Genomic DNA, 18,907 nt, shown 5'->3' with positions numbered 1-18,907 from the left:
GTCAGCCCGCCGCCACCGCGCGCTTGGCCGCGGTCACGATCCGATCCACGCTGGGCAGGTACTTCATTTCCAGGCGGAACAGCGGAATGTGGGTGTCGTAGCCAGTAACGCGCTCGACCGGGGCCAGCAGGTCATACAGCGATTCTTCGGCCAGGCGGGCGGCAATCTCGGCACCGAAACCAGCGGTCTTCGGCGCTTCCTGCACGACCACGCAGCGGCCGGTCTTGGCCACCGATTCGGCAATGGTGGCAAAGTCCAGCGGGCGCAGGGTGGCCACGTCGATCACCTCGGCGCTGATGCCTTCGCCGGCCAGCTTGTCGGCCGCTTCCAGCGCTTCCTTCACCTGTGCGCCCCAGGCAACCAGGGTCACGTCGGTGCCGTCGCGCAGCACGAAGCAGACATCCAGCGGCAGCGCTTCGCCGTCGTTGACGACCACTTCCTTGTACTGGCGGTAGATGCGCTTGGGTTCCATGTAGATCACCGGATCGGGATCGCGCATGGCGGCCAGCAGCAGGCCATAGGCACGCTGCGGGCTGGACGGCAGCACCACGCGCAGGCCCGGCACGTTGGTGAAGATCGATTCGTTGGCTTCGCTGTGGTGTTCCGGCGCGCGGATGCCACCGCCCCACGGCACGCGCAGCACCATCGGGCAGTGCAGGCGGCCACGGGTACGAGTACGCAGGCGCGCGGCGTGGCAGATGATGTGGTCCACCATCGGGTAGACGAAGCCGTCGAACTGGGCTTCGGCCACCGGCTTCATGCCCTGTGCGGCCAGGCCGACGGTCAGGCCGGCAATGGTGGTTTCATCCAGCGGGGTGTCGAGGATGCGCTGCGAACCGAAGCGCTGCTGCAGGCCGGCGGTGGCGCGGAACACGCCGCCGTTCACGCCCACGTCCTCGCCCAGCACCAGCACCGACGGGTCGTGTTCCAGCTCCCAGGCAAGGGCCTGGGTGATGGCTTCGATCAGGGTGATGGGGGTAGCGGTCATTGCGATGTCTCCACCGGCGACAGCGGCGCTGTCGGCGGCATTGGCCTGGGAAGCGGAAGCGCCGTGCTTGATCTCATCCATGGCGCTGCTCCAGGGCAATGGCAGCCGCGCGCTGGGCCAGCAGGTCCGCCGGCGGGTCGGCATACAGGTAGTCGAACATGGCCTCGACCGGCTGCACCGGGGTGTTGAGGTACTGGTTCACTTCCTCGTCCACCTTGGCCGCGCACTGCTCGACCCAGGTCTTTTCTTCTGCTTCGCTCCACACGCCCTGGGCGACCAGGTACTTGCGCAGGCGCAGCATCGGCTCGCGGGTCCAGGCGTCCTTCACTTCGGCGTCGTCGCGGTAGCGGCGGGCGTCGTCGGCGGTGGTGTGGTCGGACAGGCGGTAGGTCATCAGTTCCAGCACCGTGCCGCCTTCGCCGGCCAGGCCGCGTTCGCGCGCCTGTTCCATCGCGGCCAGCACCGCAATCAGGTCGTTGCCGTCCACCTGCAGGCAGTGCAGGCCACCGGCCAGACCCTTCTGGGCCAGGGTTTCAGCGCCGGTCTGGGCCGAACGCGGCACCGAGATGGCCCAGCCGTTGTTGACGATGCACAGGATCAGCGGCAGCTTGTAGGCACCGGCCGAATTGAGCGCGGCGTAGAAGTCGGTCTTGGAGCTGCCGCCATCGCCGCACACCGCCACCGCGATCTGCGCTTCGTTGTTCAACTTGAACTTCAGCGCAGCGCCGGCGGCATGCAGGCACTGGGTGGAAATCGGCACGCAGAACGGGAAGTCCTTGACCGCGTTGCCGGTGTAGTCGTTGCCGCGCTCGTCGCCGCCCCAGTACATCAGCACGTCGTACGGGCGCACGCCACGCATGAACATGGCGCCGTACTCGCGGTAGCTGGGGGCGAACACGTCACCCTGCTTCATCGCGGCGCCAATACCCACGTGCGCGGCCTCGTGGCCCAGGCAGGCGGCATAGGTGCCCAGCTTGCCGGTGCGCTGCAGCGCGATGGATTTGCTGTCGAACGTGCGCACGTACAGCATCTGCTTGAACAGCGGCACCAGGACAGCCGGATCCTTCAGGGATTCGGGCAGGTCGTTGCGGACGAGCTTGCCGTCCGCGTCCAGGTACTGCAGGTATTCGATCTTGAACTCGGCGGCTACCGTCATTGCGTACTGCACCTTCGACAGAGAAGTTACAAATGATATGAATCGCCATGTTAAGGAAGGCGTACGAAATAGCCTTCCTGCGGCGCAACACGGCAATTCCCCGTTGTACCCCTGCCGACGGGTGGGGGGCCAATAACAACAACGTATTCAGTCGTTGCTGCAAAGCATCAGAATACGCCTTTGGCTGACTGCTGGCGCAACGGCGCAAACGGTTCCACGCGCAGCCGGGGGATCGCGGCTGGCTCCTCGGGCCACCGCACGCCCCGGTACGGTGGGCGCCGCTGCCAGCGCGGCGGCAACGCGCTACCCTTGCCGCCCCTGATCTGGTCCCGCCCATGTCCGTCGACAACAACCAACGCGATCTCGAAGCTGGCATCCACACCGATCTGCAGGGGCGCCTGACCTATGGCGGCTACCTGCGGCTGGACCAGCTGCTGAGCGCGCAGCAGCCGCTGTCCAACCCGCCGCACCACGACGAGATGCTGTTCATCATCCAGCACCAGACCTCGGAGCTGTGGCTGAAGCTGCTGGGCCACGAGCTGCGTGCGGCGATCGGCTTCCTGCAGCGCGATGAGGTCTGGCAGTGCCGCAAGGTGCTGGCCCGCAGCAAGCAGGTGCTGCGCCAGCTGACCGAACAGTGGTCGGTGCTGGAAACCTTGACCCCGTCCGAGTACATGGGCTTCCGCGACGTGCTGGGCCCGTCCTCGGGCTTCCAGTCGCTGCAGTACCGCTACATCGAGTTCCTGCTGGGCAACAAGAACGCGCAGATGCTGCAGGTGTTCGAGCACGACCCGGCCGGCCAGGCGCAGCTGCGCACCGTGCTGGAAGCGCCCAGCCTGTACGAGGAATTCCTGAAGTACCTGGCCCGCTTCGGCCATGCCGTGCCGGCGCTGTACGACAGCCACGACTGGACCCAGCCGCACGTGGCCGACGACGCCCTGCAGCCGGTGTTCGAACGCATCTACCAGGACACTGACCGCTACTGGCGCGAGTATTCGTTGTGCGAAGACCTGGTTGACCTGGAAACCGCGTTCCAGCTCTGGCGCTTCCGCCACATGCGCACCGTGATGCGGGTGATCGGCTTCAAGCGCGGCACCGGTGGCTCGTCCGGCGTGGGCTTCCTGCGGCAGGCGCTGGAGCTGACCTTCTTCCCCGAACTGTTCCAGGTGCGCAGCACCCTGCAGGCCGGGCCCCCGGCAGATCAGGCCTGATCCCCATTCAGCTTGACCTGCCGCGACCGGCTGGATCGTTTCAGATGCAAGTTCAGCGAGCAGGTCGTGACCTGCCTCAAACGGCGTGTATTTGACGTGAACGCCACAAGTCGGTGATCCTCGCGCGTTGCTCCAGCGCACAGCGGATGTGCCGTCCATCCACCGAACCAGGAAACCCGCATGAGCCTAGACGCCACTGCGAACACCCCAGAACCGGCGCTGCCGGACTTCAAGACCACGCTGGGCCACCCGCGCCCGCTGTGGATGCTGTTCATGACCGAATTCTGGGAACGCTTTGCGTTCTACGGCATCCGCTGGGCCTTGGTGCTGTACATCGTCTCGCAGTTCTACAGCGGCAATGCCGCCGGTGAAGGCGATGCCAGCCGCATCTATGGCGCCTACCTGGCGCTGGTCTACGCCGCGGCCATCTTCGGTGGCTACGTGGCCGACCGGGTGCTGGGCTACCAGCGCTCGATCCTGACCGGCGCGGTCATCATGGCCGCCGGCCTGTTCATGATCTCGCTGCCGCAGGAGCACATCTTCAAGCTCGGCCTGGCCACGATCATTGTCGGCAACGGGCTGTTCAAGCCGAACATCTCCACCATGGTGGGCAAGCTGTACGGCCTGAAGGACGAACGCCGCGATTCCGGCTTCACCATCTTCTACATGGGCATCAACATCGGCGCGATGATCGCCCCGGTGCTGACCGAATGGCTGGCGCGCAAGGTGTTCGGCACCTCGGAAATGCCGTCGTACAAGGTCGTGTTCATCGCCTCGGGCGTGGGCATGCTGATCTCGCTGGTGTGGTTCTACATCGGTCGTGCCGGCCTGAAGGGCATTGGCGCACCGCCGGCCGGTGCCGAAGGCTTCGGTCGCATCGTGATGGTGCTGGCCGGTGCCGTGGTCGCCATTCCGGTGGCCTACTTCCTGCTGGCCACCGGTGCTACCGCGCTGGCCTGGATCCTGGGCGCCATGTTCACCGCCCTGGCCATCCTGCTGCTGGTGGAAGGCATCCGCGAGGGCAAGGTGCAGCGCGACCGCGTGATCGCCATGCTGATCATCTTCGCCTTCAACGTGATGTTCTGGATGTTCTTCGAACAGGCCGGCAGCTCGTTCACCTTCCTGGCCGAAAACATCGTCAACCGCCAGTTCGGTGACTGGACCTTCCCGACCGCGTGGTTCCAGTCGGTGAACTCGGTGGCCATCATCACCCTGGCCCCGATCATTGCCTGGATCTGGGTGGCCATGGGCCGCGCCAATCCGTCCATCCCGCGCAAGTTCGGCCTGGGCCTGCTGTTCAACGGCGCCGCCTTCGCCCTGCTGATGTTCGCCCTGTCGCAGATGGTCGTGGACGGCAAGATCCCGTTCTGGACCCTGTTCATGGTCTACGTCATCCAGTCGGTGGGTGAGCTGTGCCTGTCGCCCATCGGCCTGTCGATGGTGACCAAGCTGGCCCCGGTGCGCCTGGTCGGCTTCGGCATGGGCGGCTGGTTCCTGTCCACCGGCATCGGCAACAACCTGTCGGGCATCTTCGCCGGTGCGGTCAGCGGTGAAGGCGGCATGACGATCGAATCGGCACTGAAGGGGTATACCTTCGGGTTCTGGGCGTTGATCGGTTCGGGCGTGGTCCTGTTCCTGATCGCGCCGCTGATCAACAAGCTGATGCACGGCGTCAAGTAATCGCGAGGGCAGTGGGCATGCGTACAACGTTCGGCAGGGCCGTGGTGGCCGTGATGTGTGCAGCGCTGATCAGCGCCTGTTCCCAGCAACCGCCGCCGGCACCGGCCGAACCCACCCAGCCCCTGGATACCCGCCCCACCGAGCCACCGGCCGCTGACCCCAGCGTGCCGGTGGCCTCGGGCAACACCCCGGCGGCGGCCGATATCGCCGCCATTGCCGGCCTCAACGCCAGCTTCGACCCGGCCCGCGACCCGCAGGCCGATCTGGAAACGGCCAAGGTGGAAGCGCAGCGCGGCAACAAGCGCATCATCCTGGACGTGGGCGGCGAGTGGTGTTCGTGGTGCCACCTCATGGACAAGTTCATCGAAGGCGATGCCGAAGTGCGCCGCCTGCGCGATGCGAACTTCGTCTGGATGAAGGTGAACTACAGCGAAGACAACGAGAACACCGCCTTCCTGTCGCAGTACCCGCAGGTGAAGGGCTACCCGCACCTGTTCGTGCTGGACGCCGACGGCACCCTGCTGCAGTCGCAGTTCACCGGCGAACTGGAAAAGCCCAAGGGCGAAGGCAAGGGCTACCAGCGTGCCCGCTTCATGGCCTTCCTGGAAAAGTGGGCGCCCCCGCGCTGACCCCGCCCCCCCTGTAGAGTCGAGCCATGCTCGACGGCGCTGCTTGCTCGACTGCCGTGCACGACGGTTACAGAAATCCCCTCCATGGCCGCTAACGGCAAGGACCTCAGTCGAATCGACTGCCGCCCCCACCCGCAGGAGCGCCCATGCACAGCGACCACGCCGACCGATCGCCCGACCCCGCCAGCACACCGGCCGACGGCGCGGCCCCCGAAGGCGTAGGCCTGCCCGCGCAGGAAACCCTGCTGGACGATGCCGGTACCGGCGAAGACACGCTGGAACTTGCGCCGCCGCGCTACCGGCTGCCGCAGATCGCGCTGCCCGACAACGTGGTGCTGAAGGGCGCCGTGCAGAAACTGGTCGAGCAGAAGGCCCGCCTGGACCGGCTGGCCGCCGAAGGCCAGTTGACCGGCCTGCTGCCCGCCGAATGGCAGGGCAGTGGCCTGCGTACCATCGATCTGTCCAGCTTCATCCAGGGCGTGCTGCCGTTTCTGCAGACCGGCGAACGCGGTGAGACCGCACCGGCCCGGCTGCCGGTGCGCCACGTGCTGGGCGATGACAGCCGCTGGGGCGTGCAGGACGTGGCCGAACCGAAATCGCTGGCCTGGTACCTGGCCAGCGATGAGCGCGCCAGCGCCGGCAGCAAGGATGTGGCCGAAGCCTGGCTGGTCGGCGCGCTGGGCCTGGCCTGGATGCAGGAAGGGCGCAGCCGCCCCGGCTTCCTGCGTGCCATGGACCAGGACAGCCTGGCCGCACGGGTGACCATGCTGGGCTATCCGCCGCCGGGCGAACTGGCGCTGTACAGCGTGACCGCCCATGGCCAGCCGCAGATCTGGTGTGTGTACGGCCGGCGCAAGCTGCGGCCGCTGCTGGCCCCGTGGCTGAGCGTGCCGCTGTTGACCGCCTACGGCGTGACGGCGCCGGCGGCGTGGCCGGCCAGTTTCCCGCCGGTGGACGCAGTGGCCGACGCCATTGCCGCGGCTCGCCCGGGCAAGCTGGTGCCGGAAGTGGACCTGGCCAAGGTGGTGGCGAAGATTGCCGAGGACACCGCCGGCGACGCCTGGCAGCCGGTCAGCCTGCTGCAGCTCAACACCTGGTCGCCGCGCTGGACCTTCTTCCTGGGCACCTTCGTCGGCCTGCCTTCGCTGTTGCTGGTCACCGCTGCGCTGGCCCTGCCGGGCGCGGTGGAAGCGGCCACCGTGGCCGCCTCGCTGGGGTTCGCTGGCGGCGCCATTGCCGCCCTGGCCGTGCCGTGGATCCATGCCCGGCGCAAGCACCTGAGCTGACCCCGCTCGGGGTCGGATCCCTTTCCGCAGGAAAGGGCTCTGACCCCACCAAACCAACCGAAGCCTTGGGGTCGGATCCCTTTCCGCAGGAAAGGGCTCTGACCCCGGAACAACGCCAGGCTAGGTGGGGTTAAACCCCTTCGCCCATCCGCTCCAGGCCATCGCCGGCCAGCCGCAGGATCAGCTTTTCCAGCAGCTGCTCCTCTTCCTCGCTCAGCACCGACATCAGCTTGCGGGTGATCTCGATCACCAGCGGCGCAATGGTTTCGTACACCTCGAAGCCGGCCGCCGACAGCGCCAGCACCGAGCGGCGGCGGTCATCGCCATGGGTTTCGCGCTTGATGAAGCCGCGCTCCAGCAGCCGCGCCACGGCCCGGCTGACGGCCACCTTGTCCATGGCCGTGCGGTCGGACACCTCACTGGCCGACGAGCCCGGGTACAGCGCCAAAATGGTGATCACCCGCCACTCGGGAATGGCCAGGCCATAGCGGTCGCCGTACAGCTTGGCGATGTTGCCGCTGACCCGGTTGGACAGCACGCTCAGCCGGTAAGGCAGGAACTGTTCCAGGTCGAGCAGGACGTGCGAGGCGCGCACGCGGGTAGAGGCGGGATCGGCTGGGTTCATGCTGCGGTGCACCTTGCTGGTGGTTTCAGTTGTAACTATAAAGGTTGGGTCCGTACCCTGCATTCTCGCCGGGTCCAACCCCGCCCGCACCTGGTTTGTGCCGATGCGGCACCGATTCGGAGCCACGCCATGAATACCGCCGTCCCGACCGCCTCGCACCCGAACCCCGGCATGCAGGTCACCACCTTCGAAAACCCGATGGGCATCGATGGTTTCGAGTTCGTCGAATTCGCCGCCCCGGCCGGCCGTGGCCAGGAACTGCACGATTACTTCCGCAGGATGGGCTTCAGCGCGGTGCTCAAGCACAAGCAGCGCCCGATTACCGTCTATCGCCAGGGCGACGTCAACTTCCTGGTCAACGAAGACCCCGACTCGTTCGCCGCCGACTTCGCCGAAAAGCACGGCCCCTGTGCCTGCGGCTTCGCCATCCGCTTCCAGAAGCCGGGCGCTGAGGTCTACCAGACCGCGCTGGGCAACGGCGCCGAAGCGGTGGCCTTCAAGCCGGACAGCAAGGCCGTCAACGCACCAGTCATCAAGGGCATCGGCGATTGCATGCTGTACCTGGTGGACCGCTACGGCGCTGCCGGCAGCATCTTCGATGGCGACTACGAGGCCGTGCCCGGTGCCGACCTGCACCCGTTCGGCTTCGGCCTGACCTTCATCGACCACCTGACCCACAACCTGTACTTCGGCAACATGCAGCAGTGGTCGGATTACTACGAGCGCCTGTTCAACTTCCGCGAGATCCGCTACTTCGACATCAAGGGCCTGAAGACCGGCCTGGTGTCCAAGGCGATGACCGCACCGGACGGCATCGTGCGCATTCCGCTGAACGAATCGTCCGACCCGAAGAGCCAGATCAACGAATACCTGGACGCCTACAAGGGTGAGGGCATCCAGCACATCGCCTGTTTCACCGACAACATCTATGAAACCGTCGAAGCCATGCGCGCGCAGGGCGTGGATTTCCTGGATACGCCGGAAACCTATTTCGATGTGATCGACCAGCGCGTGCCCAACCACGGTGAAGACGTGGCGCGCCTGGCCAGGAACAAGATCCTGATCGACGCCGACCCGGAAACCCACCAGCGCAAGCTGCTGCAGATCTTCACCCAGAACTGCATCGGCCCGATCTTCTTCGAGATCATCCAGCGCAAGGGCAACGAAGGCTTCGGCGAAGGCAACTTCACCGCGCTGTTCGAAAGCATCGAGCGCGACCAGATCCGCCGCGGCGTGCTGTAAGGTCACCGCACGCACCACCCTCGGTAGCGCCGGGCCATGCCCGGCGGCTTTCCGTTCCGGCATCGCTGTTCTCTGGAGCTCCCCATGTCCACCGCCCTCACCGCCCGCGGCTACCAGTCCGGCTTCGGCAACGAATTCGCCACCGAGGCCGTGCCCGGCGCACTGCCGGTCGGGCAGAACTCGCCGCAGAAGGTGGCCCATGGCCTCTACGCCGAACAGCTGTCGGGTACCGCGTTCACCGCGCCGCGCGGCAGCAACCGCCGCAGCTGGCTGTACCGCATCCGCCCGGCGGTGACCCACGGCGAGTTCACCCCGTTCGCGCAATCGCGGCTGCAATGCGATTACAACGCGCAGCCGGCGTCGCCGAACCAGCTGCGCTGGAGCCCGCTGCCGCTGCCGGAACTGCCGACCGATTTCGTCGAAGGCCTGTACACGATGGGCGGCAACGGTTCGCCCGATGCACACGCCGGCGTCGGCATCCACCTGTATGCCGCCAACCGAGACATGGTCGGCCGCTACTTCTACAGCGCCGACGGCGAACTGCTGATCGTGCCGCAGCTGGGCGCGCTGCGCCTGCTGACCGAGCTGGGCGTGATCGAGATCGAGCCGCAGCAGATCGCGGTGATTCCGCGCGGCGTGCGCTTCCGCGTCGAGCTGCCCGACGGCCCCAGCCGCGGCTATGTGTGCGAAAACCATGGCGCATTGCTGAAGCTGCCCGACCTGGGCCCGATCGGTGCCAATGGCCTGGCCAACCCGCGCGACTTCGAAACCCCGCATGCCGCCTTCGAAGACATCGACGGCGACTTCGAGCTGATCGCCAAGTTCGACGGCCGCCTGTGGCGCGCGCCCATCGACCATTCACCGTTGGACGTGGTGGCCTGGCACGGCAACTACGCGCCGTACCGCTACGACCTGCGCCGCTTCAACGCCATCGGCTCGATCAGCTACGACCACCCGGACCCGTCCATCTTCCTGGTGCTGCATTCGCCCAGCGACACGCCCGGCACCAGCAACATGGATTTCGCCATTTTCCCGCCGCGCTGGCTGGTGGCGCAGAACACGTTCCGCCCGCCGTGGTTCCACCGCAACATCGCCAGCGAGTTCATGGGCCTGGTGCACGGCGCCTACGACGCCAAGGCAGAAGGTTTCGTGCCCGGCGGTGCGTCGCTGCACAACTGCATGAGCGGGCATGGCCCCGATGCGCCGACCTTCGACAAGGCGTCCAGCGCCGACCTGTCCAAGGCCGATGTCATCAAGGACACCATGGCCTTCATGTTCGAGACCCGCGCGGTGATTCGTCCCAGCGCACAGGCGCTGGCTGCAGCGCATCGCCAAGGCGATTACCAGCAGTGCTGGAACGGCTTGCGCAACAATTTCCGTTCGGCGTAGGGGCCGGCAGGACAGGCGGGTAGAGTCGACCGTTGGTCGACCAACGCGCGCAGCGCGGGATTTGCAGGCAAGAGCAGTCGACCAACGGTCGACTCTACCCGGTCGCTGCTACGCCGTGGCCGCGAAGGCGTCGCAATGCTCCAACGGCAACGCCTCCAACAACCGCTGCCGCACCCGCTGGCAATAGCCTTCGGAGGTCATGCCGGGCAGCACGCCCAGCGCGGCGCGCAGCACCGCCAGCACCTGGTCTTCCGCGCGCGCCTGCTGCAGGTCGCGGAACAACGCCGCGGCCTGTGCATTGCGCTGCATTTCCAGAATGCCCAGCAGGTAAATGCGTGCGGCCGCCAACGAGCGGCGGCGCTCGACCCCGGCCGGGACCGGCGCAGGGTCCCGCGCGACCGGTACCGCTGGAGGCGCAGCGACTGTCGCTTCCGGCCCGGTCTGCAGATAGCCCCCCTGGATCAGCTGGATCACCATCGCCGGTGCCTCTTGGCCGATCAGGCCGGTCAGATCGGCAATGCTGCGCTGGCCATCGCACAGGATCAGCAGCCGGCGCTGGCGCATGTCCAGCGGCGCGCGATAGGCCTGCAGCGCGGTTCGGGCGAGGTCGGTCTTGCGCGGTTGCATGGAAGGACAGCCAAGTCGGTGCACGCCGAGCCTGAACGCGCGGCATGAAACCGCGATGACAATGCAGCGCCTGCACGCACGCTGCGCTAGCGTGCCTGCACACCGTGCCCAGGAAACCGCCCATGAAACACCTGCCCCTGGCTGGCCTGCTGCTGTTGTCGCTGGCCGCCTGCAACCGCACCCCGGAACCGAGCGCACCGGCCGAGCCTGCCGCCACTGCCCCGGCCAAGGATGCCTCGGTGCCCGCCGATGCCGACCTGGCCACGGCCTCGCCGGTGGACCCGCGCAGTGACAGCCCGGCGCGGCTGGACGGCTTTGGCGGCGTGATGCTGGGTGCCGGCATTGCCGAGGTGCGCAGCGGCTATGGTAGCCCCCTGCAGGGGCTGGGCACCGATGCCGCCGGCAAGCCGCTGCCGGCCGATGACAGCAATGACGGCTGCTACTTCCTGCGCCCGCAGGATGCCGAAGACCCGCGTCTGATGATCGAAGGCCGCAAGCTGGTGCGCTATGACGTGCGCAGCAGCGCCATCGTCGCCCCCGGCGGTGGCCGGGTGGGCATGACCCTGGGCGAGCTGCAGACCCTGTACCCGGATCGCGGCGACGTGGTTCCTGACAAGTACGACGACAAGGCCCAGCACCTGCGGGTTCGCCCGGCACAGGAGGGCGGGGCGGTGGTCGACTTCGCGCTGGGCGCCGACGGCAAGGTGGGCGGCTGGCGGGTGGGCAAGACCCCGCAGGTGGATTACGCCGAGGGCTGCGGCTGAACCTTGATCTGCGGCGCCCCGGCAGCGGGGCGCCGCGCGTAGAATCGCGCCACGACCGCTGGGGAGTGCTCGATGATCGTCATAGCCATTGCCTGGTTGCTGCTCGGCCTGCTGTTGCTGGCCCTGGGCGGGGACTCCATCGTCAAGGCCGTAGCCGGCCTGGCCCAGCGCTTCGGCGCCAGTGCCTTCACCGCCGGCCTGTTGCTGCTGGGCGTGGCCACCTCGCTGCCGGAGCTGGCGGTCAACGCGCGCGCGCTGCTGGTCGGCCAGCCCGAACTGGCGCTGGGCAACGCGATGGGCAGCAGCATCGCCAACCTGGGCCTGACCCTGGCCGTGGCCGCCATTGCCGCGCCGTTGCTGCTGCGCGCGCGCCTGCAGACCGTGCTGTGGTGGTCATTGCTGGCGGCGGCGCTGCTGCTGATGGTGTTCGGCCTGGATGGCCGCCTGCTGCGCTGGGAGGCCGCCGTGCTGGTGGTCGGCTTCGTCATCGTGCAGGTCGTGCTGCTGCGCCGCGGGCGCCTGGAAGGCCCTGAGGTGCAGGCGGTCATCGCCGAATCCGCGCTCAGCCGCACCAGCCTGCCGTTGAACGTGCTGCGGGTGCTGATCGCCGCGCTGACACTGTACTGGGGCGCGCGCCTGGTGGTCGGTGCGGCGGCGGACTTCGGCACCGCGCTGGGCTGGTCGCCTTTGCTGGTGGGCCTGCTGCCGGTGGCGATCGGCACGGCACTGCCGGAGGTGGCCGCGGCCATCGCCGCCGCGCGTCGTGGCCACGGCGACATGGTGCTGGGCCACGTGCTGGGGTCCAGCGTGGTGAACCTGCTGCTGGTGATCGGCGCGATGGGGCTGCTGCAGCCGCTGGCACTGCCGGCCTCGTTCGTGCGCCTGGAACTGCCGGCGCTGCTGGCCTTCGCGCTGGTGCTGTACCCGATGCTGCGCGGCGATCTGAAGATCAGCCGCGTGGAAGGTGCGATCCTGCTGGGCGCGTTCGTGGCGTGGGTGGGCCTGGAAATCGCCTTGACCAGTGCCTGATTGAATGCCGGCACGGACGCACAGCGCCGCGGTTTCGTAGAGTCGAGCTTGCTCGACTGATCTTCGCGCTTCAGTCGAGCAAGCTCGACTCTACCCACGTGCCGACCAACGGTCGGCACCTACCGCACCCACCCTCAACGCGCGCTGGTTTCCTCTTCCCGCTCCGGTTCCGGCGGCGGCAACTGCTCTTCGGCGGCGCGTTCGTTGCCGGGCAGGCTGGGCCGGGTTTCCATCAGCAGCGACAGCGCGGCCTTGGCCATCAGGTGCGCGCTGATCGGCGCGGTGATGAACAGGAACACGGTAATCAACAGCTCGCGCGGCTGCGGGTCCTGGCCCAGGAAGATGTGGTAGCACACCGAACACACCAGCACGCAGCCCACGCCCAGCGTGCTGGCCTTGGTCGGCGCATGCAGGCGCTTGAAGAAGGTGGACAGCTTCACCAGCCCCAGCGCGCCCACCAGGATGAAGAAGCAGCCGAACAGCAGCAGCACCGACAGCGCGATCTGGATGAAGGTGATCATTCGACGATGTCCCGCCGCAGCACGAACTTGCTCAGCACCACCGTGCTGCCGAAGCCGAGCATGGCGATCACCAGCGCCGCTTCGAAGTAGATGGCCGAGTTCAGGTACATGCCGAACAGCATCAGCTCGGCGATGGCAGTCACCGACAGGGTGTCCAGCGCCAGGATGCGGTCAGGCACGGTGGGCCCGCGCAGCAGGCGCCAGGTAGCCAGCAGCATGGCCAGGCCGACCACGTGCATGCACACCACCAGGGTGGTCTGGATGATCTGGAATCCAGTCATGGGAAGATCTCCATCAACGGGGCTTCGTAACGGCGCTTGATCGTGTCGATCAGCTCCTGCGGGTCGTCCAGGTGCAGCACGTGCACCAGCAGGAAACGGCGGTCGTCGCTCAACGCAGCCGACACCGTGCCGGGGGTCAGGGTGATCATGCTGGTCAGCGCGGCGATGCCGTGGATGTTGGCGATGTCCAGCGGCAACCAGATGAAACCGGGGTGGATGTTCTTTTCCGGCCCCAGCACCTGGATCGCTACCCGGATGTTGGACACCAGAATGTCCCACAGGGTGACGAACAGCAGCTTGGGCACCGGCCGCAGCGTGCCGATGCGGGCGAATTCCCGGTCCAGGCGCGCGGCGAACAGCGGTACCACCACGCCCAGCACCAGGCCCAGCACAATCTGGCCCAGGGTGAAGCTGTCGGACATCAGCACCCAGAACGCCACCACCATGATGCTCAGGGCGGGCGAGGGGATGATGCGGCGGAACAACGAGCGCTGTGCGTTCATGGCTGGCGGATCTCCGGCGTGGTCGCACGCAGTTGCTGCACGTACTCGCCCGGCTGCAGCAGCTGCGCGGCGATGGCATCGGTGTGGCGCATCAGCGGGGCAGCGCCCAGGGTCATGCCGATGCCATAGGCCAGCAGCAGGCAGGCGGCATACAGCTCGACGCGGCGCAGCGGCGCCTTGCGCGGCGGCGGCAGCGCCGGGTCCGGTGCCGGCACGCGCCAGAACAGGCGGATGCCACCGCGGGTCAGGCCCATGATGACCAGCAGGCTGCTGACCAGCACCGCCGTCCACACCACGCCGGTGTACTGCGCCGGCATGCCGGCCAGCAGTGCGGCCTTGGCCAGGAAGCCGGACAGCGGCGGCAGGCCGGCCACCGACACCGCGCCGATCAGGAACAGCACCGCCGGCGTTTCCTTGCCCGGCATCGGCGCCACCACTTCCTTGCGATCGCTGGCACCGCCGCGGCGGCGCCGGATCAGATCGGCCACCAGGAACAGTGCTGCGGCCACGAAGCTGCTGTGCGGCAGGTAGTACAGGCCGGCGGACAGCACCCGCGGCGTGCCCACCGCGAAGGCAATGAACAGCGTGGCCGCCGAGACGATCACCAGGTAGGAAATCAGCACGCGCAGGCGGGTGGCGGCCAATGCGCCCAGACCACCCAGCACCAGGGTGGCCACGCCGGCCCACAGCAGCCACTCGCGGCCGTAGCCGGCCATCGCCCCGGCATCCTCACCGAACCACAGCATCTGGATGCGCAGCACCGCGTACAGGCCGACCTTGGTCATGATCGCAAATAGTGCGGCCACCGCTGCCGGCGCGCGCGAATAGGCCTCGGGCAGCCACAGGTACAGCGGCATCAGCGCGGCCTTGGCGCAGAACACCAGCAGCAACAGGCCCATGGTGGCCTTCACCAGGGTCAGCTGCGCCGGCGGCACCTGCGCGATGCGCTGCGACAGCTCGGCCATGTTCAGCGAGCCCAGCGAGGCGTACAGCAGGCCCAGGGCAATCAGGAACAGGGTGGAGGCGGTGACGTTGAACACCACGTAATGCAGGCCGATGCGCATGCGCAGGCCGCGGCCGCCGCTCAGCAGCAGGCCGTAGGAGGCGATCAGCATCACCTCGAAGAACACGAACAGATTGAAGATGTCGCCGGTCAGAAACGCACCGTTCAGGCCCACCAGCTGGAACTGGAACAGCGCATGGAAGTGCGGTGCGCGCCGGTCCCAGCCCGAGCACGCGTGCAGCAGGCAGGGAATGGCCAGCAGCAGGGTGGTCAGCAGCATCCACGCCGACAGGCGGTCGGCCACCAGGGCAATGCCCAGCCGCGCCGGCCAGTCGCCCAGCAGATAGACCTGGATGTCACCGCCGGCGGTGGCGGCAAACAGCAGGCCCACCACCAGCGCCAGCGCGCCCAGTGCGGTCCAGGCCACCGCGCGCTGCACCTTCGGGCCGTAGCGGCGGTGTTCGACGAACAGCGAAAGCGCAGCGCCCAGCAGCGGAACCAGGATCGGCAGGATCACCAGATGGTTCATGCGTGGTCCTCGCCCCGGCGCGGCGGTGCGTCGTCGTCCGGTTCGTGGGCGTCCACGTGGTCACTGTGGTTGTCGCTGCGGCTGCGCATGGCCAGCACGATGCTGACCGCGGTCATCGCAAAGGCGATCACGATGGCGGTCAGCACCAGCGCCTGCGGCAGCGGGTCGGTGTAGTTGCCCAGGTGGCTGTCCATGCCTTCCTGCAGCACCGGCGCCTTGCCCTGCACCACGCGACCACCGGCGAAGATCAGCAGGTTGGTGGCGTAGGACAGGAAGGTCATGCCCAGGATCACATCGAAGCTGCGCGCACGCAGCAGCAGGTAGATACCGATGGCGGTCAGTACGCCGATCGCAGTGGCCAGGGCCAGTTCCATCAGTGCATCTCCCCGGTCAGGGCCGAACGGCGTTGCAGATCGATCTCGCCCTTGCGCGCGGTGCGGGTGCGCGAGGGTTTGATCGTGCCCATCATCGACAGCATCAGCATGGCGCCGCCGAACACCACCAGGTACACGCCGATATCGAAACCAATCGCGCTGGCCAGCGGCACCTCGCCAATCAGCGGCAGGTGCAGGTCGATATGGCCGCTGGTCAGGAACGGCACGCCGAACAGCATCGAGGCGCAGCCGCTGAGCAGGGCGATCAGCAGGCCGGCACCGATGCAGCGGATGTAGTCGAAGCCGAAGCGCGATTCCACCGACGCCGAGCCCTGGATCACGTACTGGATCAGCAGCGGCACCGCCAGCACCAGGCCGGCAATGAAGCCGCCGCCGGGCGCGTTGTGGCCGCGCAGGAACAGGAAGATCGACACCGTCAGGGTGAGCGGGAACATGATCTGGGCCAGGTCGGCCGGCACCGGCAGCTTGATCGGCGGGCCGGGCATGATCTGTTCCGGCGCCATGCGGGTACGCCGCAGCAGGGCGTGCACCACCAGCGCGGCGATGCCGAACACGGTGATCTCGCCGAAGGTATCGAAACCGCGGAAGTCCACCAGGATCACGTTCACCACATTCTGGCCGTAGGCCTCGGGCAGCGAGCGCGCCAGCATTTCACCGGCCATGGTGTTCGGCGGCAGGGTCATGGCGGTGTAGGCCAGCGCACCCAGGCCGGCACCGGCGATGATGGCGATCACCGCATCGCGGCGCTTGCGCCAGCGCGGCCGCTCGGGGCCGGATTGTGCAGGCAGGTAGTTCATGCCCAGCAGCATCAGCACCAGAGTCACCATCTCCACCAGCAGCTGGGTCAGGGCCAGGTCCGGTGCGGACAGGAACACGAAGGTCAGGGCGACCATCAGGCCTACGCCGCCCACCAGCAGCACTGCCAACAGGCGCTGCTTGTAGATGCGCAGGGTGGCCACCGCGCAGCCCATCATCACCAGCCACAGCGCCCAGCCCAGCAGCGGAATGGGCTGCGGCTTGGTCCAGTTGGGCGAGCCCGGGTTGGCCACGAATGGCGCCGCGCCCACCACCACCGCCACCAGCACCAGGCCCAGCAGCATGCGCTGCAGGCTGCCGTTGGCAATGCCGTTGGTCAGGCGCATGGCCAGCGCGGAAAGCGCATCCAGCTGCGCATGGAACACGTTGCGGCCGGTGGCGGTGTTCTGCACGCCGTGCAGGTTGATCAGCCTGCGCAGGCCGAAATACAGCGCCACGCCGCCCACCACGCCTACCGCGCTCATCGCCAGCGGCAGGTTGAACCCATGCCAGACCGACAGGCTGTACTCGGGCATGGCCGGGCCCAGGATGGCCGCCGCACCGGCGTGCAGCACCGGGGCGATGGTCAGCGCCGGGGCAATGCCCACTGCTACGCAGATCACCACCAGGATCTCCACCGGCACCTTCATCCAGCGCGGTGGCTCATGCGGCACGTGGTCCAGGTCGTGCGGGCCATCGCCGAAGAAGGTGTCGTGCACGAAGCGCAGGCTGTAGGCCACGCCGAACACGCCGGCCAGCAGCGCGGCGATCGACACCGCCATGCGCATGGTGCCCGGGCCGCCAGCGGTGAGCGCCTCGGCAAACAGCATTTCCTTGGACAGGAAGCCATTGAGCAGCGGAATGCCGGCCATCGCCAGCGAGGCAATGATGGCCAGCGCACTGGTGAACGGCATCAACCTGCGCAGGCCGCCCAGGCGGCGCATGTCGCGGCTGCCGGTCTCGTGGTCGATGATGCCGGCGGCCATGAACAACGACGCTTTGAACGTGGCGTGGTTGAGGATATGGAACACGCCGGCCACCACTGCCATCGGCGTGGACAGGCCGAACAGCAGGGTGATCAGGCCCAGGTGGGAAATGGTCGAATAGGCCAGCAGGCCCTTCAGGTCGTGCTGGAAGATCGCGTTCCAGGCGCCGATCAGCAGGGTGAGCGCACCAATGCCACTGACCGTGTAGAAGAACAGATCGCTGCCGGCCAGCGCCGGGTGCAGGCGTGCCAGCAGGAACACGCCGGCCTTCACCATGGTGGCCGAATGCAGGTACGCCGACACCGGGGTGGGGGCGGCCATCGCGTGCGGCAGCCAGAAATGGAAGGGGAACTGCGCGCTCTTGGTGAAGATGCCGGCCAGCACCAGGAACAGCGCATACGGGTACAGCGCACTGGCGCGGATCTGCTCGCCGGCGGCCAGCACCACGTCCAGGTCGAAGCTGCCGACGATGCGGCCGATCAGCAGCACGCCACCAAGCAGGGCCAGGCCACCGCCACCGGTGATCACCAGCGCCATGCGCGCGCCCTCGCGGGCGTCCTGCCGGTGTGACCAGAAGCCGATCAGCAGGAACGAGCTGATGCTGGTCATTTCCCAGAAGATCATCAGCAACAGCAGGTTGCCGGAAATCACCATGCCCAGCATGGCGCCCATGAACAGCAGCAGGTAGCAGTAGAAGCGGTGGGCGTTGTCCTGGCTGCTCAGGTAGTAGCGCGCATACAGCACCACCAGCGCGCCGATGCCCAGCACCATGCCGGCGAACATCCAGGCCAGGCCATCCAGGCGCAGGGCGAAATCCAGCCCGATCTGCGGCAGCCAGGGCACCACGCTGCGCACCACCTCGCCGTCCATCACCGCTGGGGTCAGCCAGCCAAGAATGGCCAGCCCGCCCAACGGCGCCAGCGCCGCCAGCCAGGCAGCAGTGGTGCGCGAACTACGGGGGAAGGCGGCAACGGCCGCTGCCATCAGGAACGGCAGGGCCAGCAGCAGGGGCAGGCTGGGGAGCATGCAGGGAATCCATGATTCACGAGCAGGTCAGTGAGTCTAACAGTCAGTCAAATGTCGCCGAAACCCATGTAACGGCGACAAACAGCATGTAACGTGCGGTATTCATGTTTTTTGCGGTGCAATAGGGGGCGTTTGCGGCCTTGCCGGGTACGTGTGGCGGCTTTGCCGAATCGGCCCCTACGCCCGCGCACGGAAGGGCGCAGGCCCTGCACCACAGGGGCTGCGGGTTCACGTGGTTCGGC

18 protein-coding genes are annotated in these 18,907 nt (G+C 67.2%); 8 read left to right on the top strand and 10 right to left on the bottom strand.

Translation table 11 applies throughout. The features are described from left to right. Nucleotide 1 precedes the first annotated feature (1 nt). Both C1932_RS18180 and pdhA read right to left on the bottom strand, forming a co-directional pair. Complete coding sequence (locus C1932_RS18180) at nucleotides 2-1,069, bottom strand: alpha-ketoacid dehydrogenase subunit beta (RefSeq protein ID WP_108751115.1); 1,068 nt, start codon at nucleotides 1,067-1,069, stop codon at nucleotides 2-4. Continuing rightward, nucleotides 1,062-2,144 (bottom strand): pyruvate dehydrogenase (acetyl-transferring) E1 component subunit alpha, encoded by a 1,083-nt coding sequence (pdhA, locus tag C1932_RS18175; protein WP_108763100.1) that lies wholly within the window; start codon nucleotides 2,142-2,144, stop codon nucleotides 1,062-1,064. Before pdhA ends, C1932_RS18180 begins: the two co-directional genes overlap by 8 nt. A gap of 335 nt (nucleotides 2,145-2,479) precedes the next feature. Here pdhA and C1932_RS18170 point away from each other — a divergent pair, with 335 nt between their 5' ends. The 4 genes from C1932_RS18170 to C1932_RS18155 all read left to right on the top strand — a co-directional run bounded on the left by C1932_RS18170 (nucleotide 2,480) and on the right by C1932_RS18155 (nucleotide 6,950). Further along, nucleotides 2,480-3,355, top strand: a complete 876-nt coding sequence (locus C1932_RS18170) for a tryptophan 2,3-dioxygenase family protein (protein WP_108754411.1) — start codon at nucleotides 2,480-2,482, stop codon at nucleotides 3,353-3,355. A gap of 180 nt (nucleotides 3,356-3,535) precedes the next feature. Beyond that, entirely contained in the window at nucleotides 3,536-5,035 is a 1,500-nt protein-coding gene (locus tag C1932_RS18165; RefSeq protein ID WP_108757389.1) for an oligopeptide:H+ symporter, read from the top strand. 17 nt (nucleotides 5,036-5,052) lie between these two features. Then, nucleotides 5,053-5,664, top strand: coding sequence for a thioredoxin family protein (locus C1932_RS18160; RefSeq protein WP_108763099.1), 612 nt, complete (start codon nucleotides 5,053-5,055; stop codon nucleotides 5,662-5,664). 146 nt (nucleotides 5,665-5,810) lie between these two features. Beyond that, the gene (locus C1932_RS18155) at nucleotides 5,811-6,950 is read left to right on the top strand and encodes a hypothetical protein (protein WP_108763098.1); all 1,140 of its coding nucleotides are present in this window, start codon (nucleotides 5,811-5,813) and stop codon (nucleotides 6,948-6,950) included. A gap of 130 nt (nucleotides 6,951-7,080) precedes the next feature. Here C1932_RS18155 and C1932_RS18150 read toward each other — a convergent pair whose 3' ends face one another. Then, nucleotides 7,081-7,575 (bottom strand): MarR family transcriptional regulator, encoded by a 495-nt coding sequence (locus tag C1932_RS18150; RefSeq protein ID WP_108754407.1) that lies wholly within the window; start codon nucleotides 7,573-7,575, stop codon nucleotides 7,081-7,083. Between the two features lie 129 nt (nucleotides 7,576-7,704). Here C1932_RS18150 and hppD point away from each other — a divergent pair, with 129 nt between their 5' ends. After that, entirely contained in the window at nucleotides 7,705-8,817 is a 1,113-nt protein-coding gene (hppD, locus tag C1932_RS18145; RefSeq protein ID WP_199911980.1) for a 4-hydroxyphenylpyruvate dioxygenase, read from the top strand. An 84-nt stretch (nucleotides 8,818-8,901) separates the two neighbouring features. Beyond that, nucleotides 8,902-10,206 carry a homogentisate 1,2-dioxygenase gene (gene hmgA / locus C1932_RS18140; RefSeq protein ID WP_108763097.1) on the top strand — a complete coding sequence of 435 codons (1,305 nt, stop codon included), beginning with the start codon at nucleotides 8,902-8,904 and terminating at the stop codon, nucleotides 10,204-10,206. A gap of 108 nt (nucleotides 10,207-10,314) precedes the next feature. On the opposite strand, the gene C1932_RS18135 is transcribed toward hmgA, so the two are convergent. Continuing rightward, entirely contained in the window at nucleotides 10,315-10,833 is a 519-nt protein-coding gene (locus C1932_RS18135; RefSeq protein WP_108763096.1) for a hypothetical protein, read from the bottom strand. A 122-nt stretch (nucleotides 10,834-10,955) separates the two neighbouring features. Between C1932_RS18135 and C1932_RS18130 the strand changes: the two genes are divergently transcribed. Together C1932_RS18130 and C1932_RS18125 are read left to right on the top strand one after the other, a co-directional pair. Beyond that, nucleotides 10,956-11,597: a hypothetical protein gene (locus C1932_RS18130; protein WP_108763095.1), complete on the top strand. Its 642-nt coding sequence runs from the start codon at nucleotides 10,956-10,958 to the stop codon at nucleotides 11,595-11,597. A 72-nt stretch (nucleotides 11,598-11,669) separates the two neighbouring features. Next, nucleotides 11,670-12,626 (top strand): sodium:calcium antiporter, encoded by a 957-nt coding sequence (locus tag C1932_RS18125; protein ID WP_108763094.1) that lies wholly within the window; start codon nucleotides 11,670-11,672, stop codon nucleotides 12,624-12,626. 134 nt (nucleotides 12,627-12,760) lie between these two features. On the opposite strand, the gene C1932_RS18120 is transcribed toward C1932_RS18125, so the two are convergent. The 6 genes from C1932_RS18120 to C1932_RS18095 are packed head-to-tail and all read right to left on the bottom strand — an operon-like array spanning nucleotide 12,761 to nucleotide 18,665. Further along, on the bottom strand, nucleotides 12,761-13,147 hold the full coding sequence (locus tag C1932_RS18120) for a Na+/H+ antiporter subunit G (RefSeq protein WP_108754402.1): 387 nt from the start codon (nucleotides 13,145-13,147) through the stop codon (nucleotides 12,761-12,763). Then, the gene (locus tag C1932_RS18115; protein ID WP_006399171.1) at nucleotides 13,144-13,428 is read right to left on the bottom strand and encodes a K+/H+ antiporter subunit F; all 285 of its coding nucleotides are present in this window, start codon (nucleotides 13,426-13,428) and stop codon (nucleotides 13,144-13,146) included. The genes C1932_RS18120 and C1932_RS18115 overlap by 4 nt, the downstream gene beginning before the upstream one ends. Next, the gene (locus C1932_RS18110; RefSeq protein ID WP_108751103.1) at nucleotides 13,425-13,931 is read right to left on the bottom strand and encodes a Na+/H+ antiporter subunit E; all 507 of its coding nucleotides are present in this window, start codon (nucleotides 13,929-13,931) and stop codon (nucleotides 13,425-13,427) included. Before C1932_RS18110 ends, C1932_RS18115 begins: the two co-directional genes overlap by 4 nt. Further along, nucleotides 13,928-15,463, bottom strand: coding sequence for a monovalent cation/H+ antiporter subunit D (locus tag C1932_RS18105; protein ID WP_108763093.1), 1,536 nt, complete (start codon nucleotides 15,461-15,463; stop codon nucleotides 13,928-13,930). The genes C1932_RS18110 and C1932_RS18105 overlap by 4 nt, the downstream gene beginning before the upstream one ends. After that, a complete protein-coding gene (locus tag C1932_RS18100; protein ID WP_108763092.1) occupies nucleotides 15,460-15,837 on the bottom strand; it encodes a Na+/H+ antiporter subunit C in 378 nt (125 codons plus the stop codon). Before C1932_RS18100 ends, C1932_RS18105 begins: the two co-directional genes overlap by 4 nt. Next, nucleotides 15,837-18,665: a monovalent cation/H+ antiporter subunit A gene (locus C1932_RS18095; protein WP_108763091.1), complete on the bottom strand. Its 2,829-nt coding sequence runs from the start codon at nucleotides 18,663-18,665 to the stop codon at nucleotides 15,837-15,839. Before C1932_RS18095 ends, C1932_RS18100 begins: the two co-directional genes overlap by 1 nt. Nucleotides 18,666-18,907: the final 242 nt, after the last annotated feature.

This window comes from Stenotrophomonas sp. YAU14D1_LEIMI4_1, assembly GCF_003086815.1.
Taxonomy (GTDB): Bacteria; Pseudomonadota; Gammaproteobacteria; order Xanthomonadales; family Xanthomonadaceae; genus Stenotrophomonas.
The sequence above is the reverse complement of the archived record's forward strand: the minus strand, read 5'-3'. Positions and strand labels throughout refer to the sequence as shown.